The organism is Pseudomonas sp. DCB_BI, from assembly GCF_026240995.1.
In the GTDB taxonomy this organism is placed as follows: Bacteria; Pseudomonadota; Gammaproteobacteria; order Pseudomonadales; family Pseudomonadaceae; genus Aquipseudomonas.
In genome coordinates this window covers 102120-118279 of the sequence record NZ_JAPFCG010000015.1, presented here as the reverse complement: position 1 = coordinate 118279, position 16160 = coordinate 102120, and the positions used below count along the sequence as shown (strand labels likewise).

At 62.2% G+C, this 16160-nt stretch carries 15 protein-coding genes; 11 read left to right on the top strand and 4 right to left on the bottom strand.

What is annotated here, in order from left to right:
- Window positions 1-110: 110 nt before the first annotated feature.
- Window positions 111-1355, top strand: a complete 1245-nt coding sequence (locus tag OO258_RS17480) for an MFS transporter (protein WP_266031863.1) — start codon at window positions 111-113, stop codon at window positions 1353-1355.
- A gap of 97 nt (window positions 1356-1452) precedes the next feature.
- On the opposite strand, the gene OO258_RS17475 is transcribed toward OO258_RS17480, so the two are convergent.
- Both OO258_RS17475 and OO258_RS17470 read right to left on the bottom strand, forming a co-directional pair.
- Window positions 1453-3000, bottom strand: a complete 1548-nt coding sequence (locus OO258_RS17475; protein ID WP_110742622.1) for an AmpG family muropeptide MFS transporter — start codon at window positions 2998-3000, stop codon at window positions 1453-1455.
- Between the two features lie 43 nt (window positions 3001-3043).
- Window positions 3044-3397, bottom strand: coding sequence for an MGMT family protein (locus OO258_RS17470; protein ID WP_266031862.1), 354 nt, complete (start codon window positions 3395-3397; stop codon window positions 3044-3046).
- Between the two features lie 153 nt (window positions 3398-3550).
- On the opposite strand from OO258_RS17470, the gene OO258_RS17465 reads away from it, so the two are divergent.
- From OO258_RS17465 to groL, 5 genes are all read left to right on the top strand, one after another.
- Window positions 3551-4561, top strand: coding sequence for a DUF481 domain-containing protein (locus OO258_RS17465; protein WP_266031861.1), 1011 nt, complete (start codon window positions 3551-3553; stop codon window positions 4559-4561).
- A 166-nt stretch (window positions 4562-4727) separates the two neighbouring features.
- The gene (locus OO258_RS17460) at window positions 4728-5459 is read left to right on the top strand and encodes a HugZ family protein (RefSeq protein WP_266031860.1); all 732 of its coding nucleotides are present in this window, start codon (window positions 4728-4730) and stop codon (window positions 5457-5459) included.
- A gap of 67 nt (window positions 5460-5526) precedes the next feature.
- A complete protein-coding gene (locus OO258_RS17455; protein ID WP_096426721.1) occupies window positions 5527-5988 on the top strand; it encodes an FxsA family protein in 462 nt (153 codons plus the stop codon).
- 244 nt (window positions 5989-6232) lie between these two features.
- Window positions 6233-6526, top strand: a complete 294-nt coding sequence (locus tag OO258_RS17450; RefSeq protein ID WP_016488938.1) for a co-chaperone GroES — start codon at window positions 6233-6235, stop codon at window positions 6524-6526.
- 48 nt (window positions 6527-6574) lie between these two features.
- Window positions 6575-8215: a chaperonin GroEL gene (gene groL, locus OO258_RS17445; RefSeq protein WP_110742626.1), complete on the top strand. Its 1641-nt coding sequence runs from the start codon at window positions 6575-6577 to the stop codon at window positions 8213-8215.
- A gap of 161 nt (window positions 8216-8376) precedes the next feature.
- Here groL and OO258_RS17440 read toward each other — a convergent pair whose 3' ends face one another.
- Window positions 8377-9105, bottom strand: coding sequence for a phosphatase PAP2 family protein (locus OO258_RS17440; RefSeq protein ID WP_266031859.1), 729 nt, complete (start codon window positions 9103-9105; stop codon window positions 8377-8379).
- Between the two features lie 183 nt (window positions 9106-9288).
- Here OO258_RS17440 and colR point away from each other — a divergent pair, with 183 nt between their 5' ends.
- From colR to OO258_RS17415, 5 genes are all read left to right on the top strand, one after another.
- A complete protein-coding gene (colR, locus tag OO258_RS17435; protein WP_003255215.1) occupies window positions 9289-9972 on the top strand; it encodes a two-component system response regulator ColR in 684 nt (227 codons plus the stop codon).
- Window positions 9962-11272, top strand: a complete 1311-nt coding sequence (locus tag OO258_RS17430) for a sensor histidine kinase (protein ID WP_266031858.1) — start codon at window positions 9962-9964, stop codon at window positions 11270-11272. The genes colR and OO258_RS17430 overlap by 11 nt, the downstream gene beginning before the upstream one ends.
- A gap of 106 nt (window positions 11273-11378) precedes the next feature.
- Window positions 11379-12059 (top strand): class I SAM-dependent methyltransferase, encoded by a 681-nt coding sequence (locus tag OO258_RS17425; protein ID WP_110742629.1) that lies wholly within the window; start codon window positions 11379-11381, stop codon window positions 12057-12059.
- A gap of 6 nt (window positions 12060-12065) precedes the next feature.
- Window positions 12066-12764 carry a lipopolysaccharide kinase InaA family protein gene (locus OO258_RS17420; protein WP_110742630.1) on the top strand — a complete coding sequence of 233 codons (699 nt, stop codon included), beginning with the start codon at window positions 12066-12068 and terminating at the stop codon, window positions 12762-12764.
- A complete protein-coding gene (locus tag OO258_RS17415; RefSeq protein WP_110742631.1) occupies window positions 12764-12997 on the top strand; it encodes a hypothetical protein in 234 nt (77 codons plus the stop codon). The genes OO258_RS17420 and OO258_RS17415 overlap by 1 nt, the downstream gene beginning before the upstream one ends.
- Before the next feature lie 106 nt (window positions 12998-13103).
- Here OO258_RS17415 and OO258_RS17410 read toward each other — a convergent pair whose 3' ends face one another.
- Window positions 13104-16148 (bottom strand): multidrug efflux RND transporter permease subunit, encoded by a 3045-nt coding sequence (locus OO258_RS17410; RefSeq protein WP_266031857.1) that lies wholly within the window; start codon window positions 16146-16148, stop codon window positions 13104-13106.
- Window positions 16149-16160: the final 12 nt, after the last annotated feature.

The window sequence follows — 16160 nt, the reverse complement described above, 5'->3', positions numbered from 1 at the left end:
ACCGGCGATGGGGCGTGAAGCGGCCCCGTTTTTTTTACACTTGTTCACAGCAAAAAAACGCCATTTCTGGCATATAGCCTGACCCTGCCTGTCACACCCGATACGCCATCATGAAACCACTGCTGTACATCACCCCTCTGCGCGCCTTGCTGTTCGGCCTGACCCTGGCCCTGTTCGAGCTGCTGACCTATCTGGCCAGTGACGCGGTCATGCCGGCCATGCCGGTGGTGGTCGGCGACCTGAAGGCGAGCCCGGAATACATCCCGCACGCCCTCAACCTTTATCTGCTGGGCGGCGTGGTGCTGCAATGGCTGATCGGCCCGCTGGCAGATCGTTACGGGCGGCGCCCGCTGTTACTGGTCGGCTGCGCAGGCTTCGGCCTGGCCTGCCTGGCTACTTTCTGGGTTCATGACATCGGGCTGTTCAACCTCCTGCGCCTGTTGCAGGGCATTGGCCTGGGCTTCGTGGTCACGGTCAGCTACCCGGCCCTCAACGAAGCCTTCAGCGAGGCTGACGCCGTACGCATGATGGCCCTGCTGGCGAACATCGCCTTGCTATCGCCGCTGTTGGGGCCGCTGGTGGGTACCTTGCTGTTGCAATGGCTGGACTGGCGGTGGCTGTTCGTGGCGTTCACCTTCGGCGCCGTGCTGACCTGGCTGCTGCTGTACCGGCTGATGCCGGAAACCCTGGGGGTGGAACGCCGTGATGGGTCACGCCTGGCCTTCACGCCAATCCACTTGCTGCCGCTGCTGGCGGGCTATGGCCAGTTGCTGGCCAACCGCCGCTTCGTTGCCGGCAGCGCTGCCCTGGGCCTGGTCGGTTTGCCGCTGATTGGCTGGATCGGCCTGTCGCCGGTGCTGCTGATCCACGACGAAGGGCTGAGCACCATGGAATACGCCTTATGGCAGTTGCCGGTGTTTGGCGGGCTGATCCTCGGCAACCTGATCATCAACCGTATCGCGGACCGCTATCCGCTGCCGGCCCTGGTGCGCGGCGCGCTATGGCCATATCTGGCTGGCCTGGGCCTGATGGTGCTGGCGACCTGGTACTGGTCGAGCGTAACTAGCGTGGTCGTGGGCATGTCGCTGTATGCCCTGGGCCTGGGCGTGGCCAACGCAGTGTTGTACCGCATGACGCTGTTCTCCAGCGAGCAGAGCAAGGGCCTGGTTTCCGCGATGCTGGGGATGATCACCATTGCCTTGCTGGGGTTGGGCGGTGCGCTGCTGGCCATGATTGGTGCCGGCGCCAGCCTGCTGCACTTTGCGCTGGCCGCGGGGGTGGCGGGGGCATTGGCGCTGTGGCCGTTGTGGTTCGTGGTGGGCGGCAGGTCGGGGGAGGGGGCTGTTTTCCAGTAATGGGTTTACCTGCTCTGGTCCTGTCGCGGGCAAGCCAGCGGCCATCTGTGTCGGCTGGCTTGCCGGTGATAGGAGCAGAACAGGTTGTACAGAGCTGTCAGGGGCGCTCGGTCGCCGAACTTTCCTGAGCCACCGGCTTGCCCCGCCCGGCCTCCTGACGCCACTGCAGGGCAATCAGGATCAGCGTAGGCACGCCCAGCAGTGCGGTAATCAGGAAGAAGTCGTGGTAACCGAACTTCTCCACCATCACCCCCGAATAGCCCCCAATCAACCGTGGCAACAGCAGCATGATCGAGCTGAGCAACGCGTACTGGGTTGCCGAGAACTTCAGGTTGGTCAGGCTCGACAGGTAGGCGACGAAGGCCGACGTGGCCATGCCCGAGCTGAAGTTGTCCAGCGAGATGGTCACCACCAGCATTTCCAGGTTCGGGCCCATGTCGGCCAGCATCAGGAACAGAATGTTGGTGCCCGCCGATGCAACGCCACCGATGAACAGGATCGGCATGATGCCGAAGCGTACGATCAGTAGGCCGCCGATCCCGGCACCGACCAGGGTCATGATCAGGCCGAAAATCTTGCTGACGCTGGCGATCTGGTCTTTGGTGAAGCCCATGTCGATGTAGAACACGTTGGCCATCACGCCCATCACCGTGTCAGACATGCGATAGGTGGCGATCAGGCCCAGCAGCAGCAGGGCCTGCCAGCGGTACCTGGCGATGAAGTCGTTGACCGGTGTCAGCACCGGCGCCAGGCCACGGCGACCAAGGCTCGACAGGCACGCCCAGGTCAGCAGCACATAGAGAATCAGGCGCAGGAAGGCGCGGTCTTCCAGCAGCAGGTCGAGCGGCGTGGCATCACCGGAGATGACTGTGGACCAGCCGGTATTGAACATCTGGGTGAAGCTGGCGGGTACCGACACCAGCAAGATGATCAGCACGAAAACCGAGGCCATCTGGTGCACCAGCCCATAGCGCGCTGCCGACAGCTGGGTGCGCATGGGCACTGGCGGTTCGCGCATGACCAGGGTGGTGAACAGCGCGGGCAGCATCATTACCCCGAACATCACATAGGTGCCGGCCCAGGCCTTGTGCAGGTAGCTGAAACCGGTGGAGCCGAACCATTCGGCGAAGAACAGGGCGCCAGCCGTGGCGAGCAGGGCAGCTACCCGGTAGCCGGCCATGTAGCTGGCTGCCAGCGCGGCCTGGCGTTGGTCGTCGGCGATTTCCAGGCGGTAGGCATCGACGGCGATGTCCTGGGTGGCCGAGGCGAAGGCCACCAGCACCGCCATGGCGATCAGCCATGACAGGTGTTGTTGCGGATCGCAAAGGCTCATGCCGACCAGGCCGATGACCACCAGCGCCTGTGACAACAGCAGCCACGAACGCCTGCGCCCCAGGCCGCCCAGCAGCGGCAGGCGCCATTGGTCGAGCAGCGGCGACCACACCCACTTGAAAGCGTATGCCAGGCCGATCAGGCTGGCATATCCAATGGTCTCGCGGGCGACGCCGGCTTCGCGCAGCCACACCGACAGGGTTGAGAACACCAGCATGTAGGGCAGGCCGGCGGCAAAGCCGAGCAGCAAAAGTACCAGGGTTGACGGGCTGGCATAGGCTTCAAGCGCAGCGCGCCAGGTTTTACGGGGCATGGGCCAACATCTGCCTCAAGTTTTCGAAAACAAAGCGCGCACTCTAACCGCTGTGCTCCATTGGGCGCCAGCCATGGCGCGTCATATCCACACGATTGTTGGTTACATTCACACCTTCCGCGCGTAGACGCGCCCGTTGTTCATCCCCCGACGGGGTCCCCAGTGCCAGGCTCAGCCGGCCACCTGCGCCGAGCACCCGGTGCCAGGGCAGGCGGGTATCGGCTGGCAACTGCCCAAGGGTGCGCCCGACCCACCGCGCCGCGCGCCCAAGCCCTGCCAGCTCGGCGAGCTGGCCATAACTCACCACTTTGCCGCTCGGCACCTGGCCAAGCACCGAATATAGCGCCGTTCGTCGGCCTTCGGCGCAATCATGGGCGTGCTCATATCCACCAGGCATCACGCCCCCCTAGGGCTGCAGATGAAACCGGACCGATGGTCCGGGGAAATGAGAGTTGAACTCAACGGCATGCACCCGGTCTGTCCTTGCTCTGGTCGTCGGTATCTGGATAATGCCCGGCTTTTTTCGTTGAATCGAACCTGTAGTCCGCTTATGAATACTAGATCCTTGTTGTGCCTGCTTGCAGCTTCCCTGTGTGCGTCCCCGGTGTTCGCCGACACCGTGTGGATGAAGAATGGCGACCGGCTCAGTGGCAAGATCAAGGTCTTCGATGGCGGCAAGCTGCTGCTGGAAACCCCTTACGGCGGCGCCATCGCCCTGGACTGGAAGGAAGTCCAGACCCTGGAGAGCGACCAGGAGATGCTGGTCAAGCAGGATGCCTACAACGGTGAGAGAGCCAAGTCGCTGAAGGCGGCCGAGCCTGGCAAGGTGACCCTGGCCAATGGCGAGGCGCCGAAGACTGTCGATCTGGCCAGCATCGAGCAGATCATGAAGCCCAAGCCGCTGGTCGAGGACCTCGTGTGGAAAGGCAATGTCGACGTGGCGCTGGACTACAAGCGTGCCGAGAATGACACCGACGACTATGACATCGGCTTCAAGACCACTGCCCGTCACGGCCGCTGGCGGCACAATGCCGAAGGCGAATACAACCGCGAGACCAAGGACGACGTCACTACCACCGACAACTGGAGTGCCGAGTATGCCCTGGACCGCTTCCTCACCGAGAAGTGGTTCTGGCAGGGGCGTGCTGAATACAAGCGCGACCGTATCGAAGACCTCGCCCGCCAGCGTACCGTGGGTACCGGCCCGGGTTACCAGTTCTGGGACGATGAGCTAGGCGCATTCTCGCTGGGTTCGCTGATCAACCGCACCGATTTCGAGTACCAGGACGGCAGCAAGGACAATTTCTACTCCGCTGCGGTGAAGTGGGACTACACCCGCTACCTGATCGGCAAGAACGTGCAGCTGTTCACCAACGGCGAGTTCGCCAAGCCCTTGGGTGGTGCGGCTGACTACTCGCTGGATGCTGAGGTCGGCCTGCGCTACAAGGTCACCGAATGGGCCTCGCTCAACCTCAAGGCGGAGAAGGACATCATCACCGGGACGCGTGAGAGTGACCTGGACAAGACGCGCTATACCGCTGGGTTCGGCGTTACCTGGTAAGCCGCCGGGGGCGCTTTGGCTCCCCTGTCGCGACACCACGGCAGGGATCACGCCGGTCAATGTGGGAGCGCCCTTGTGTCGCGATGGGCTGTGTAACAGCCCCATTGGCACTGGAACTGATAATGCTTATCTTGTCTTGATTCAGTCCGCCAGGAGCCGCCCCCAAGTGAGTACCAACGCCATTCGCCCCGCCCGGGAACTGCTGCTCAAGGAATACCGTGGCGTGCTCTCGACCCATTCCAAGTCGATGCCCGGTTTCCCGTTCGGCTCGGTCGTGCCGTACTGCCTGGACGCCCAGGGCAACCCACTGATCCTCATCAGCCGCATCGCCCAGCACACCCACAACCTGCAGAAAGACCCCAAGTGCTCGCTGCTGGTGGGGGAGCGGGAGGCAGAGGATGTGCAGGCGGTGGGCCGCCTGACCGTGATGGCCGAGGCGCACAAGTTGGTCGACGATGCGGCCATCGAGGCCGCCGCCGAGCGCTACTACCGCTACTTCCCCGACGCGGCCAACTACCACAAGGCCCACGACTTCGACTTCTGGGTGCTGCAGCCGGTGCGGCACCGCTACATTGGCGGTTTCGGCGCAATTCACTGGCTGGACCAGGTGACCCTGGCCAACCCGTTCGCCGGCAAGGCCGAGGCGAGCATGGTCGAACACATGAACAGCGACCACGCTAACGCAATCGCTCACTACGTGGCGCTGACCGACCTGCCAAGCCATGCGCAGGCGCAGATGGTCGGAGTGGACAGCGAAGGCATGCACCTGCGTATTGGCCAGGCGGTGCACTGGTTGCCTTTCCCCAGTATTTGCAATACGCCGACACAAGTCCGCGAAGCCTTGGTATTGCTGGCGCGCGCTGACCAGTGGCCGACTGCGGCACAGGTCGAGGGTTGAAAAAACGAGCATCTGCATCCATCTGTAGGTCTCACAGGAAGGTTGTCTTCCAACGAGGATTGCTTTGATGCGTGCTTTTCTACTGTTGTTTCTGCTGTTTCCCGTGCTGGAGCTGTTCGTCTTCGTGAAGGTCAGTGCCGCGATCGGGTTCTTCCCGGCGCTGCTGCTGATCATCGCCGGCTCGGCCCTGGGCGTGCTGGTGATGCGGGTGGCCGGGCTGGCGACCGCATTGCGTGCCCGTGAGAGCCTGCAGCGCGGTGAACTGCCCGCCGAGGACATGTTCCAGGGCATGATGCTGGCGGTCGGTGGTGGCCTGTTGTTGCTGCCAGGCTTCATCAGCGACGTGCTCGGCCTGCTGTGCCTGCTGCCGTTCACCCGTCACCTGGCTGCGCGCAAGATGCGTGAGCGTGCCGAGGCCCAGGCCATGCGCCAGCGTGCGTTCCAGGACGACCCGTTCCAGGCGCAGCCCCGTGAGGGCGGCCATCGGCCGAACGTGATCGAAGGCGAGTACGAGCGCCGCGATAAGTGAAACGCACCGGGGCCGCATAAGCGGCCCCGGTCTTTTTCGGCCTGATGAAAAATTTTGTGTACCTAGCCTTGTAATTGAATATGGCGGCCTCATGTATGTGGTCACCGCAAGGTTTCTGGCGGCAACGCCAGACATTACACAAGTGGTTCGCCCATCGCGGGCCACTTCCCGGCAACGCCGGACAGCATCAACCCGCCGGTGTCGATACCGGCCGATGAAAACCACAATTTGGGAGAGATCGACAATGAAGCTTCGTCCTCTGCATGACCGCGTAGTCATCCGTCGCAGCGAAGAAGAATCGAAAACCGCTGGCGGTATCGTCCTGCCGGGTTCGGCCGCTGAAAAACCAAACCGCGGCGAAGTTGTAGCCGTCGGCACCGGTCGCATCCTGGACAACGGCGAAGTTCGCGCGCTGGCCGTGAAAGTGGGTGACAAAGTGGTCTTCGGCCCTTACTCGGGCAGCAACACCGTGAAAGTCGATGGCGAAGACCTGCTGGTCATGGCCGAGAACGAAATCCTCGCCGTTGTCGAAGGCTGATTTCCCCGACTTCCCGTTACTCCAAAGAAATTCAAGGATTAAACGATCATGGCTGCTAAAGACGTAAAGTTTGGCGATTCCGCTCGTAAAAAAATGCTGGTTGGTGTCAACGTACTGGCTGACGCTGTAAAAGCGACCCTCGGCCCGAAAGGCCGTAACGTGGTACTGGCCAAGAGCTTCGGCGCGCCAACCATCACCAAGGACGGCGTTTCCGTCGCCAAAGAAATCGAGCTGAAAGACGCTTTCGAAAACATGGGCGCCCAGCTGGTCAAGGAAGTCGCTTCCAAGGCCAACGACGCTGCCGGTGACGGCACCACCACCGCTACCGTCCTGGCCCAGGCCATCGTCAACGAAGGCCTGAAAGCCGTCGCTGCCGGCATGAACCCGATGGACCTGAAGCGCGGTATCGACAAGGCCACTGCTGCCGTTGTTGCCGAGCTGAAGAACCTGTCCAAGCCATGCGCCGACTCCAAGGCCATCGCCCAGGTAGGCACCATCTCCGCCAACTCCGACAACTCCATCGGTGAAATCATCGCCGAAGCCATGGAAAAAGTCGGTAAAGAAGGCGTGATCACTGTTGAAGAAGGCTCGGGCCTGGAAAACGAACTGTCTGTCGTAGAAGGCATGCAGTTTGACCGTGGCTACCTGTCGCCATACTTCGTCAACAAGCCGGACACCATGGTTGCCGAGCTGGAAGGCCCGCTGCTGCTGCTGGTCGACAAGAAAATCTCCAACATCCGTGAGCTGCTGCCAGTGCTGGAAGCCGTTGCCAAGGCCGGCCGCCCACTGCTGATCGTTGCCGAAGACGTTGAAGGCGAAGCGCTGGCTACCCTGGTAGTCAACAACATGCGCGGCATCGTCAAGGTTGCTGCGGTCAAGGCACCGGGCTTCGGCGACCGCCGCAAGGCCATGCTGCAGGACATCGCCGTCCTGACCGGTGGCCAGGTCATCTCCGAAGAAATCGGCCTGTCCCTGGAAACCGCTACCCTGGAGCACCTGGGTAACGCCAAGCGCGTGATCCTGTCCAAGGAAAACACCACCATCATCGATGGTGCTGGCGCTGACACCGAGATCGAAGCACGCGTCAAGCAGATCCGTGCCCAGATCGAAGAAACTTCCTCGGACTACGACCGTGAGAAGCTGCAAGAGCGTCTGGCCAAGCTGGCTGGCGGTGTTGCCGTGATCAAGGTCGGTGCCGGCACCGAAGTTGAAATGAAAGAGAAGAAAGCCCGCGTTGAAGACGCCCTGCACGCTACCCGTGCAGCCGTTGAAGAAGGCGTGGTACCTGGCGGTGGTGTTGCCCTGGTTCGCGCCCTGGCAGCCATTGTTGACCTGAAAGGCGACAATGAAGACCAGAACGTCGGTATCGCCCTGCTGCGTCGCGCTGTAGAAGCCCCGCTGCGCCAGATCACTGCAAACGCCGGCGACGAGCCAAGCGTTGTTGCTGACAAGGTCAAGCAAGGTTCGGGTAACTTCGGTTACAACGCTGCTTCCGGCGAATACGGCGACATGATCGAGATGGGCATCCTGGACCCAGCCAAGGTCACCCGTTCGGCGCTGCAAGCTGCTGCTTCGATCGGCGGTCTGATGATCACCACCGAAGCCATGGTTGCTGACCTGCCAGAAGACAAGCCAGCTGCTGGCATGCCTGACATGGGCGGCATGGGTGGCATGGGCGGCATGATGTAAGCCAGCCTTACCCCCTGCACCATCAGAAAGCCCCGGTTCGTGAGAACCGGGGCTTTTTGGTTTAGCTGCAAGGGCCTCTTCGCGGGTGAACCCGCTCCCACAGCTCATGCACCGGATCTGAAAACTGGTGCGGTACCGGTGGGAGCGGGTTTACCCGCGAATCAGGCTACGCTGCGCTCGGTGACTGGCACTTCCGCCAGCCCACGCCGATACAGAACCAGGTAATACGACCCCAACCCGATCAACCAGCAGAACACGGCCGTCCACACGTTGTGCGACAAGAAGTGCGCCCCTTGCATCATCCGCCCCACACCTAGTACCGACCCTGCTACAAACGCCACTACGAACGCTAAGCGCGCAAGCCGCGGCTTGCGATCACGCAGCATGAAGAACAACCCGAACAGGCAGAACCCGGTCGCCGCATGGCCACCCGGCCAGCACAACCCTGGCTTGTCGGTTGGCGGCCGCGGTTCCAGCAGCTTGCTGTAGGTTTCGGTACCGCCAAACTGGGTCAGGCTCCAGGGGCACTGCACCTGGGTCACCTTTTTCAGCGGCGTCACGAATGCCGTCGACAGGCCCAGGGCCAGCACCAGGCAGCCCAGCTCGCGGCGCCAGCCGAACAAGCGCCGCCAGAAAAAGCTCGCGGCAAAGGTCAGCAGCGACAAAATACCCAGCAGGATCACCCCCTGCTTCACCCGGTCATGCAGGATGTTCTCCAGCAGGTAGCTGTGGCGTCCAATGAACTGCCCGGCGGCGGGGTCGAAGAACAGGTTGGCGACGTCCATGTCGACCGAGGTCAGTTCCAGCAGGATCAAGGCCAGCGCGGTCGCCAGGGGAACTCCCAGGTACAGCCAGTAATTGATCGGACGTGGGCGGGTGCGTTGCTGCATGGCGGCTCCAGGGCGCGGAAAAGATCGGGCATTGTCGGCCGCCCGCTATCCTGTGTCCGTGAAGGATCAGTGAAAAAACCGTCAACTGCGGTGAATTTTCTACGGGGCTGGCACCGTGCAGGCATAGGCCTTAAGCTGCGCCTGCCGCGCACCACAGCGAGAAGCGCCGCACAGGAGAAACCGATGCGCATTCTTTTGGTTGAAGACAACCGCGATATCCTGGCCAACCTGGCCGATTACCTGGGCATGAAGGGTTACACCGTCGACTGCGCCCAGGATGGTCTGTCCGGCCTGCACCTGGCCGCCACCGAGCACTACGACCTGATCGTGCTCGACATCATGCTGCCCGGCATCGATGGCTACACCCTGTGCAAGCGCCTGCGCGAAGACGCCCGCCGTGACACCCCGGTGATCATGCTCACCGCGCGTGACCAGCTGGACGACCGGCTACAGGGCTTCCGCTCCGGTGCCGACGACTACCTGCTCAAGCCGTTCGCCCTGTCCGAGCTGGCCGCACGCATCGAAGCAGTGCTGCGCCGTGCCCAGGGCGGTGGGCGCCGTACGTTGCAGGTAGCCGACCTCAGCTACGACCTTGACACCCTCGAGGTGACGCGTCAGGGCCGCTTGCTCAAACTCAACCCGGTCGGCCTGAAGCTGCTGGCGGTGCTGATGCAGAAAAGCCCGCACGTATTGCGCCGCGAGGTGCTGGAAGAGGCCCTGTGGGGCGACGACTGCCCTGACAGCGACAGCCTGCGCAGCCACGTGCACCAGCTGCGCCAGGTGATCGACAAGCCATTTGAAAAACCGCTGCTGCATACCGTCCATGGCGTCGGCTATCGCCTCGCCGAGGGCCGCGATGGAGTTTAAGCAAAGCCTTGCCCAGCGCATCATCATTGCCTTTGCGCTGATGAGCGCGCTGGTGGCCGGGGCGTTCGCCTTCGGTATCGTCGGCACCGTGCACCTGGTCGAAGAGCGGCTGATTTCCTCGGTGCTGGGTGGCGACCTGCAGCGTCTGTTGCGTATGGACAGTGTCAGCGACTGGAGTCATCGGCCCCGTCCCGACCAGTTGTTCTATTTCAGTGGCGGCCGGGATGACTTCGAGCTGCCAAAGGACCTGCGCCACCTCGAGCGGGGCTTCCACGAAGTGTTTCGCGACCAGTTGTCTTACCACGCCATGGTCGAGATCGTCGATGGCCGCCGCTATGTGCTGCTGCAGGACCAAAGCGACTTCGAAGAGCGCGAGCGTGTGCTGTTCGCAGTGGTAGTGGTGGGCTTCGTGCTCAGCCTGGTGCTGGCGGTAATTCTCGGCTGGCTGGTCGCGCGCCGGGTAATGGCACCGGTGATCCGCCTGGCGCGCCAGGTGCGTCATCGCGACCAGTTGCTGGGCCTGGCCCCACCTTTGGCGCCGGACTATGCGGCGGACGAAGTCGGCCAGTTGGCGGTGGCGTTCGACGATACCCTGGGCCGCCTGCGCGACGCCCTGACCCGCGAGCGGCTGTTTACCAGTGACGTCAGCCACGAGCTGCGCACGCCGCTGATGGTGCTGGCGACCTCCTGCGAACTGCTGATGGAAAACCCCAATCTCGATACCCGCGCACGCAGCCAGGTAGAGCGAGTGGCGCGGGCTACCGAAGAAATGCGCGAACTGGTCAAGACCTTCCTCATGCTGGCCCGGGCGCAGCGTGACGAGGGCGCGGTGGCGTCGCGAGCGACCCTGCGCGAGGTGGCCGACGAGCTCATTGGGGTGTGGCGCGACACCATCGAGCAGAAAGGCCTGACCCTGTACTTCGATGGCCGCATCAGCGCCAGCCCGGTCCTGTACAACGCCACCTTCCTGCAGTCTGTGATGGGCAACCTGCTGCGCAATGCCGCGCACTATACCGACGCTGGCTATATCCGCCTGAGCCTGGAGGCCAACGGCTTCAGCGTCGAGGACAGCGGGGTGGGCATTCCCGAGGAGCAGCGCGAGGCGATGTTCAAACCGTTCGTGCGGGGCGATGAGCGGCGAGGCGAGGGCCTGGGCCTGGGCCTGTCGCTGGTGCAGCGGATCTGTGACGACCAGGGTTGGCATGTCACCCTTACATCAACGCTGCCGCACGGCTGCCGATTCCACGTGGACCTGACCAACACCACGACCAAGAACGACCTGGACACCCTGGTTGAGTAATCTGTTGTAACAGGTGCCTGGGCGCTAAACATATTTTTCACATCGGCATGACCTGATTCCAACGCTTGCACGACTAGTGTGGGCGCAATGAGTCAGGAGATGCCCAATGCGTAGCCCCATCAAGCTTGAATTTTCCGAGAAGTACGACAAAGACCATGCCCGCGAGTACTTCCTCAAGCATCAGGACGGCCTGGCGCGACGCCTTTCCCACAAGCGAGATGAACAATTGGCCCGGCGCGCTCTGGCGTTGGCCGGCGAGCCTGGCCTGGTACTGGACTTGCCTTGCGGTGCCGGCCGCTTCTGGCCGCTGCTGGCGGAAAAACCCAACCGGGTCATCATCGGTGCCGACAACTCCGAGGCGATGATCGAGACAGCCTGCGCCGCGCAACCGCCAGAAGTGGTGGCACGGGTACGGCCTTTGCAGACTTCGGCATTTGCCATCGATTTGCCGGACAATTCGGTGGACAGCATTTTCTGCATGCGCCTGTTCCACCACATTGGCGAATCGGCACACAGAAAAACCATTCTGTCGGAATTTCAGCGAGTTAGCCGTGATAGTGTGATCCTGTCGTTGTGGGTGGACGGCAATTTCAAGGCCTGGCGGCGGAAAAAGCTCGAGCAGCGCCGCAGTGCCAGGGCCGATCAGGATAATTACCAGAACCGTTTCGTGTTACCGGCTGAAACGGTCGAAGAAGAATTCACGGCCGCCGGCTTCAGAATCCAGGAACGCCTCGACTTCCTGCCGTTCTATGCCATGTGGCGGGTCTACGTATTGCGTAAGGGGTAGTGTTTGATGGCTGTAGCCCAGAGAGGGGAGTCGCGGTTCGATTTTTACTGGCGCCAGCAAGGCGAGTGGGTCGAGGAGCCTAACCAGCGCCGCGGTGGCGAGAGTGGTGTGCAACGCCTGAACGATGCCGACGGCAAACTGCTGTATGCCAAGCGCCAGGTCGGGCATATCTACCGTAGCCTGCTGCACCCTTTCGGCCGGCCGACCGTATTGCGTGAGCTGGATGCGCTCAACAGCTTCGAGCAACTCGGGGTGCGTGTGCCACGCATCGTCTTTTGTGGTGCCGAGCGTGATGCTGACCATCAGTGGCGTGCGCTGCTGGTCAGCGAAGCGCTGGACGGTTTTGTCGAACTCGACACCTGGCATGCCGAAGGTGCTCGCGAGCGGTACCCGCAGGTGGTGCATGAGCGCATGCTCAAGGACCTGGCGGACAACTTGGCGCGCATGCACTTGGGCCATTGGCAGCATGGCTGCCTGTACGGCAAGCATGTGTTCATCAAGGTGATTGGCGAGGGCGAGCAGGCCCGTGTCGAGGTGGCGTTGCTCGACCTGGAAAAGTGCCGGCGGCGCATCAGCTGCCAGCGTGCGGCGGGCAACGACCTGCGCCAGCTGCGCCGCCATTCGTCGCTCAATGACGCGGAATGGCAAACGCTGCTCTACTTTTACAAGATGGCGTTTGGCAGCGCTGTCAAAGGGTTAGGGTGATGAAACTAGAAATAGCTCGAGCTTTGTTCCTGATAGCAGGTCTGGCGGTCACCACTGTGGCGGTCGCTGCCTGGGAGGAGCCCAAGCCGACGGTGTTCAGCAAGGCTGAAATGGCCGACCAGTGCGCGCTGCCGCGGGAAGCGAAACCGCAGCAGCAGGCCAAGGTCCAGCCGGATCATGACCTGTTGCTGTTCCTGTTCGGTATGCGCCAGGGATTACGGCCGTTCGGTTGAGCCCGGTGTGAGCTAGAAATACCAGAGGCCCCGCAATAGCGGGGCCTCTGGCTTTTTTGCATCTGCCTGGCCGGGCCTGCTCGGGTGAGCCCGCGAAGAGCCCGGATCACGCAACGACAGGTACCTTGGCCACCGTCTTGTGCGCCAGCAAGGTGTAGATGCAAGGCAGCACAAACAAAGTGAACAGCGTACCAATGGACATCCCGGTCGCAATCACCGTACCGATGTCAAAGCGGCTGACCGCCCCGGCCCCGGTTGCCAGGATCAGCGGTACCATGCCAAACACCATCGCCGCCGTGGTCATCAGCACTGGCCGCAAGCGAATCGCCGCCGCCTCTTCGATCGCCTCGCGCACGCTCAGGCCCCGCTCTGCCCGCAACTGGTTGGCGAACTCGACGATCAGGATGCCGTGCTTGCTGATCAACCCTATCAGCGTCACCAGCCCTACCTGTGTGTAGATGTTCATGCTCGATATGCCCAGGAACAGTGGCAGCAACGCACCGCAAATCGACAAGGGCACGGTCACCAGGATGACCAGCGGGTCGCGGAAGCTCTCGAACTGCGCTGCCAACACCAGGAAGATGATCGCCAGGGCCAGGCCGAAGGTGACCCACAACGCGCTGCCTTCCTGCACGTACTGGCGGGCCGCGCCGGCATAGTCGAAGGCGAAACCTTCTGGCGCCTCTTCACGGGCAATGTCTTGCACGGTCTTCAGCGCTTCGCCCAGGCTGACCATGGGCACGCCCTGGATGATGGCCGAGTTCAGCTGCTGGAACTGGTTGAGCTGGCGCGGGCGGGCGCGATCAGCCAGGGTGATCAAGGTCGACAGTGGCAGCAACTGGCCCTGATCGTTCTTCACATAGTAATTGTTCAGCCAGCCGGGGTTGTCGCGGTATGGTCGCTCGACCTGGGCAATCACCTTGTAGCTGCGCCCTTCAAGGGTGAAACGGTTGATTTCCGCCTCGCCCAGCAAGGTCGCCAAGGTACCGCCGAGGGTGTCCATCGACACCCCCATCTGCGCCGCCTTGGCCCGGTCGATATCCACCACCACCTCGGGCTTGTCGAAGGCCAGGTCAATATCGAGGAAAGCGAACTTGCCTGACGCCTGGGCGCGGGCCTTGATGCGCTGGGCCACCTCCAGCAAGGCTGGGTAATCGCCAGCGGTATTGATGACGAACTGGAACGGCAGGCCCTCGCCTGTGCCGGGCAATGATGGCAGGTTAAAACCGAAGATCTGCAGGCCGCCGATTTCCTCAAGCTTGGCCTGCACCAGCGGCAGCAATTCCATCTGCGTGCGCTCGCGTTCGTTCCACGGCTTCAGCAGGAAGCCGCCGATACCGCTCTGCACGCCGTTGAAGCCATTGATCTGGAACGACGAGTAGTACTCGGGAAAGTCCTTGAACAGCGGGGTGAACTGGTCGGTGTAGGCGTTGAGGTAGTCGAGGTTGGCCGGTTGCGGCGAGCTGCTTATCATGAAGATCACCCCCTGGTCCTCGTTGGGCGCCAGTTCGTTCTGGGTGAACGTGAGCAGCACCGGGATCAGGCACAGGATGATCACCGCAAACACCAGCACCACCGGCCGGCTGTCGAGGGTGGCGTGCAGCAGCCGCTGGTAGCGGACCTTCAGCCGATCGAACAACTGATCGAGGCGGTGGGCCAGGCCGCTGGCGTTCTGTTCCGGGCGCAGCAGCAGGGCGCACATCATCGGTGACAAGGTCAGTGCGACGATGCCGGAGATGATCACCGCGCCGGCCAGGGTCAGGGCGAACTCCTTGAAAAGCGCGCCGGTAAGCCCGGTCAGAAAGCCGATCGGCGCATACACCGCAGCCAGGGTGATGGTCATCGACACGACCGGCATGGCGATCTCGCGCGCACCTTCCAGGGCCGCGTCAAAAGGCGCCTTGCCTTCCTCCATGTGCCGATGGATGTTTTCCACCACGACAATGGCATCGTCCACCACCAGCCCGATGGCCAGCACCATGGCCAGCAGGGTCAGCAGGTTGAGCGAGTAGCCCATCATCTGCATGAAGAACAGTACCCCGATCATCGACAGCGGAATGGTCACCACCGGTATCAGTACCGAACGCAGGGCACCGAGGAACAGGAACACCACCACGATGACGATCAACACCGCTTCGCCGAGGGTCTTGATCACTTCGTCGATGGAGGCCTGGATGAACAGCGTGGCGTCGTAGGCGATCGATACCTTGAGCGCCGAGGGCAGTTGGCTTTCCAGCTCGGGCATGATCCGCCGCACTTCCTTGATCACGTCCAGCGGGTTGGCGGCGGGGGTGGCCTTGATGCCGATGTACACCGACGGGGTGCCGTCGAACGAGCTGACCGTATCGTAGTTTTCCGCGCCCATCTCGACCCGCGCGACATCGCCCAGCAGCACCCGGCTGTTGCCGTCGATCTTGACCGGTAGCGCCGCGAAGGCTTCGGCCGACTTCAGCTCGGTATTCGCATTGATGCTGGTCACCACGTATTCGCCTTTCACCTCGCCAGCGGCGGAAAGGAAGTTGTAGCGGCGCACGGCATTGGTCACATCGCTGGCCGACAGGCCGAAACCGGCCAGCTTGACCGGGTCGAGCCAGAGGCGCATGGCAAACACCTGGTTACCGAGGATCTCCGCCTCTGCCATGCCCGGCAACGTGGCCAGCTTGGGCTGTATCACCCGCGACAGGTAGTCGGTAATCTGCGGATTGCTCATTTCCTTGCTGTAGAAGCTGACATACATCAGCGCCGAGGCGTCGGCGGCTTCCTTGCTCAGTACCGGGTCTTCGGAGTCCTGCGGCAGCTTGTTGCGCACTTCGTTGGCCTTGGCCAGCAGCTCGGTGAACAGCCGGTCACTGTCGGCACCAATGCGCGCGTAGATGGAAATGATCGAGAAGTTCTGCCGGCTCACCGACGTCATGTAGTCGATGCCTTCGGCGCTGGCCAGGCTTTGCTGCAGCGGCTGGGTAATGTAGCCCTGGATGGTTTCCGCGTTGGCCCCGGGGTAGGCGGTAGTCACCGTGATCAGGGCGTTTTCCATTTGCGGGTACTGGCGGATCTGCAGCTTGTTCCAGGCCTGGAAACCCAGCAGCAGGATCAGCAGGCTGACCACGCTGGCCAGCACCGGGCGGCGGATGAACGGGTCGGTGAACGCCATGCCAGCCTCCTG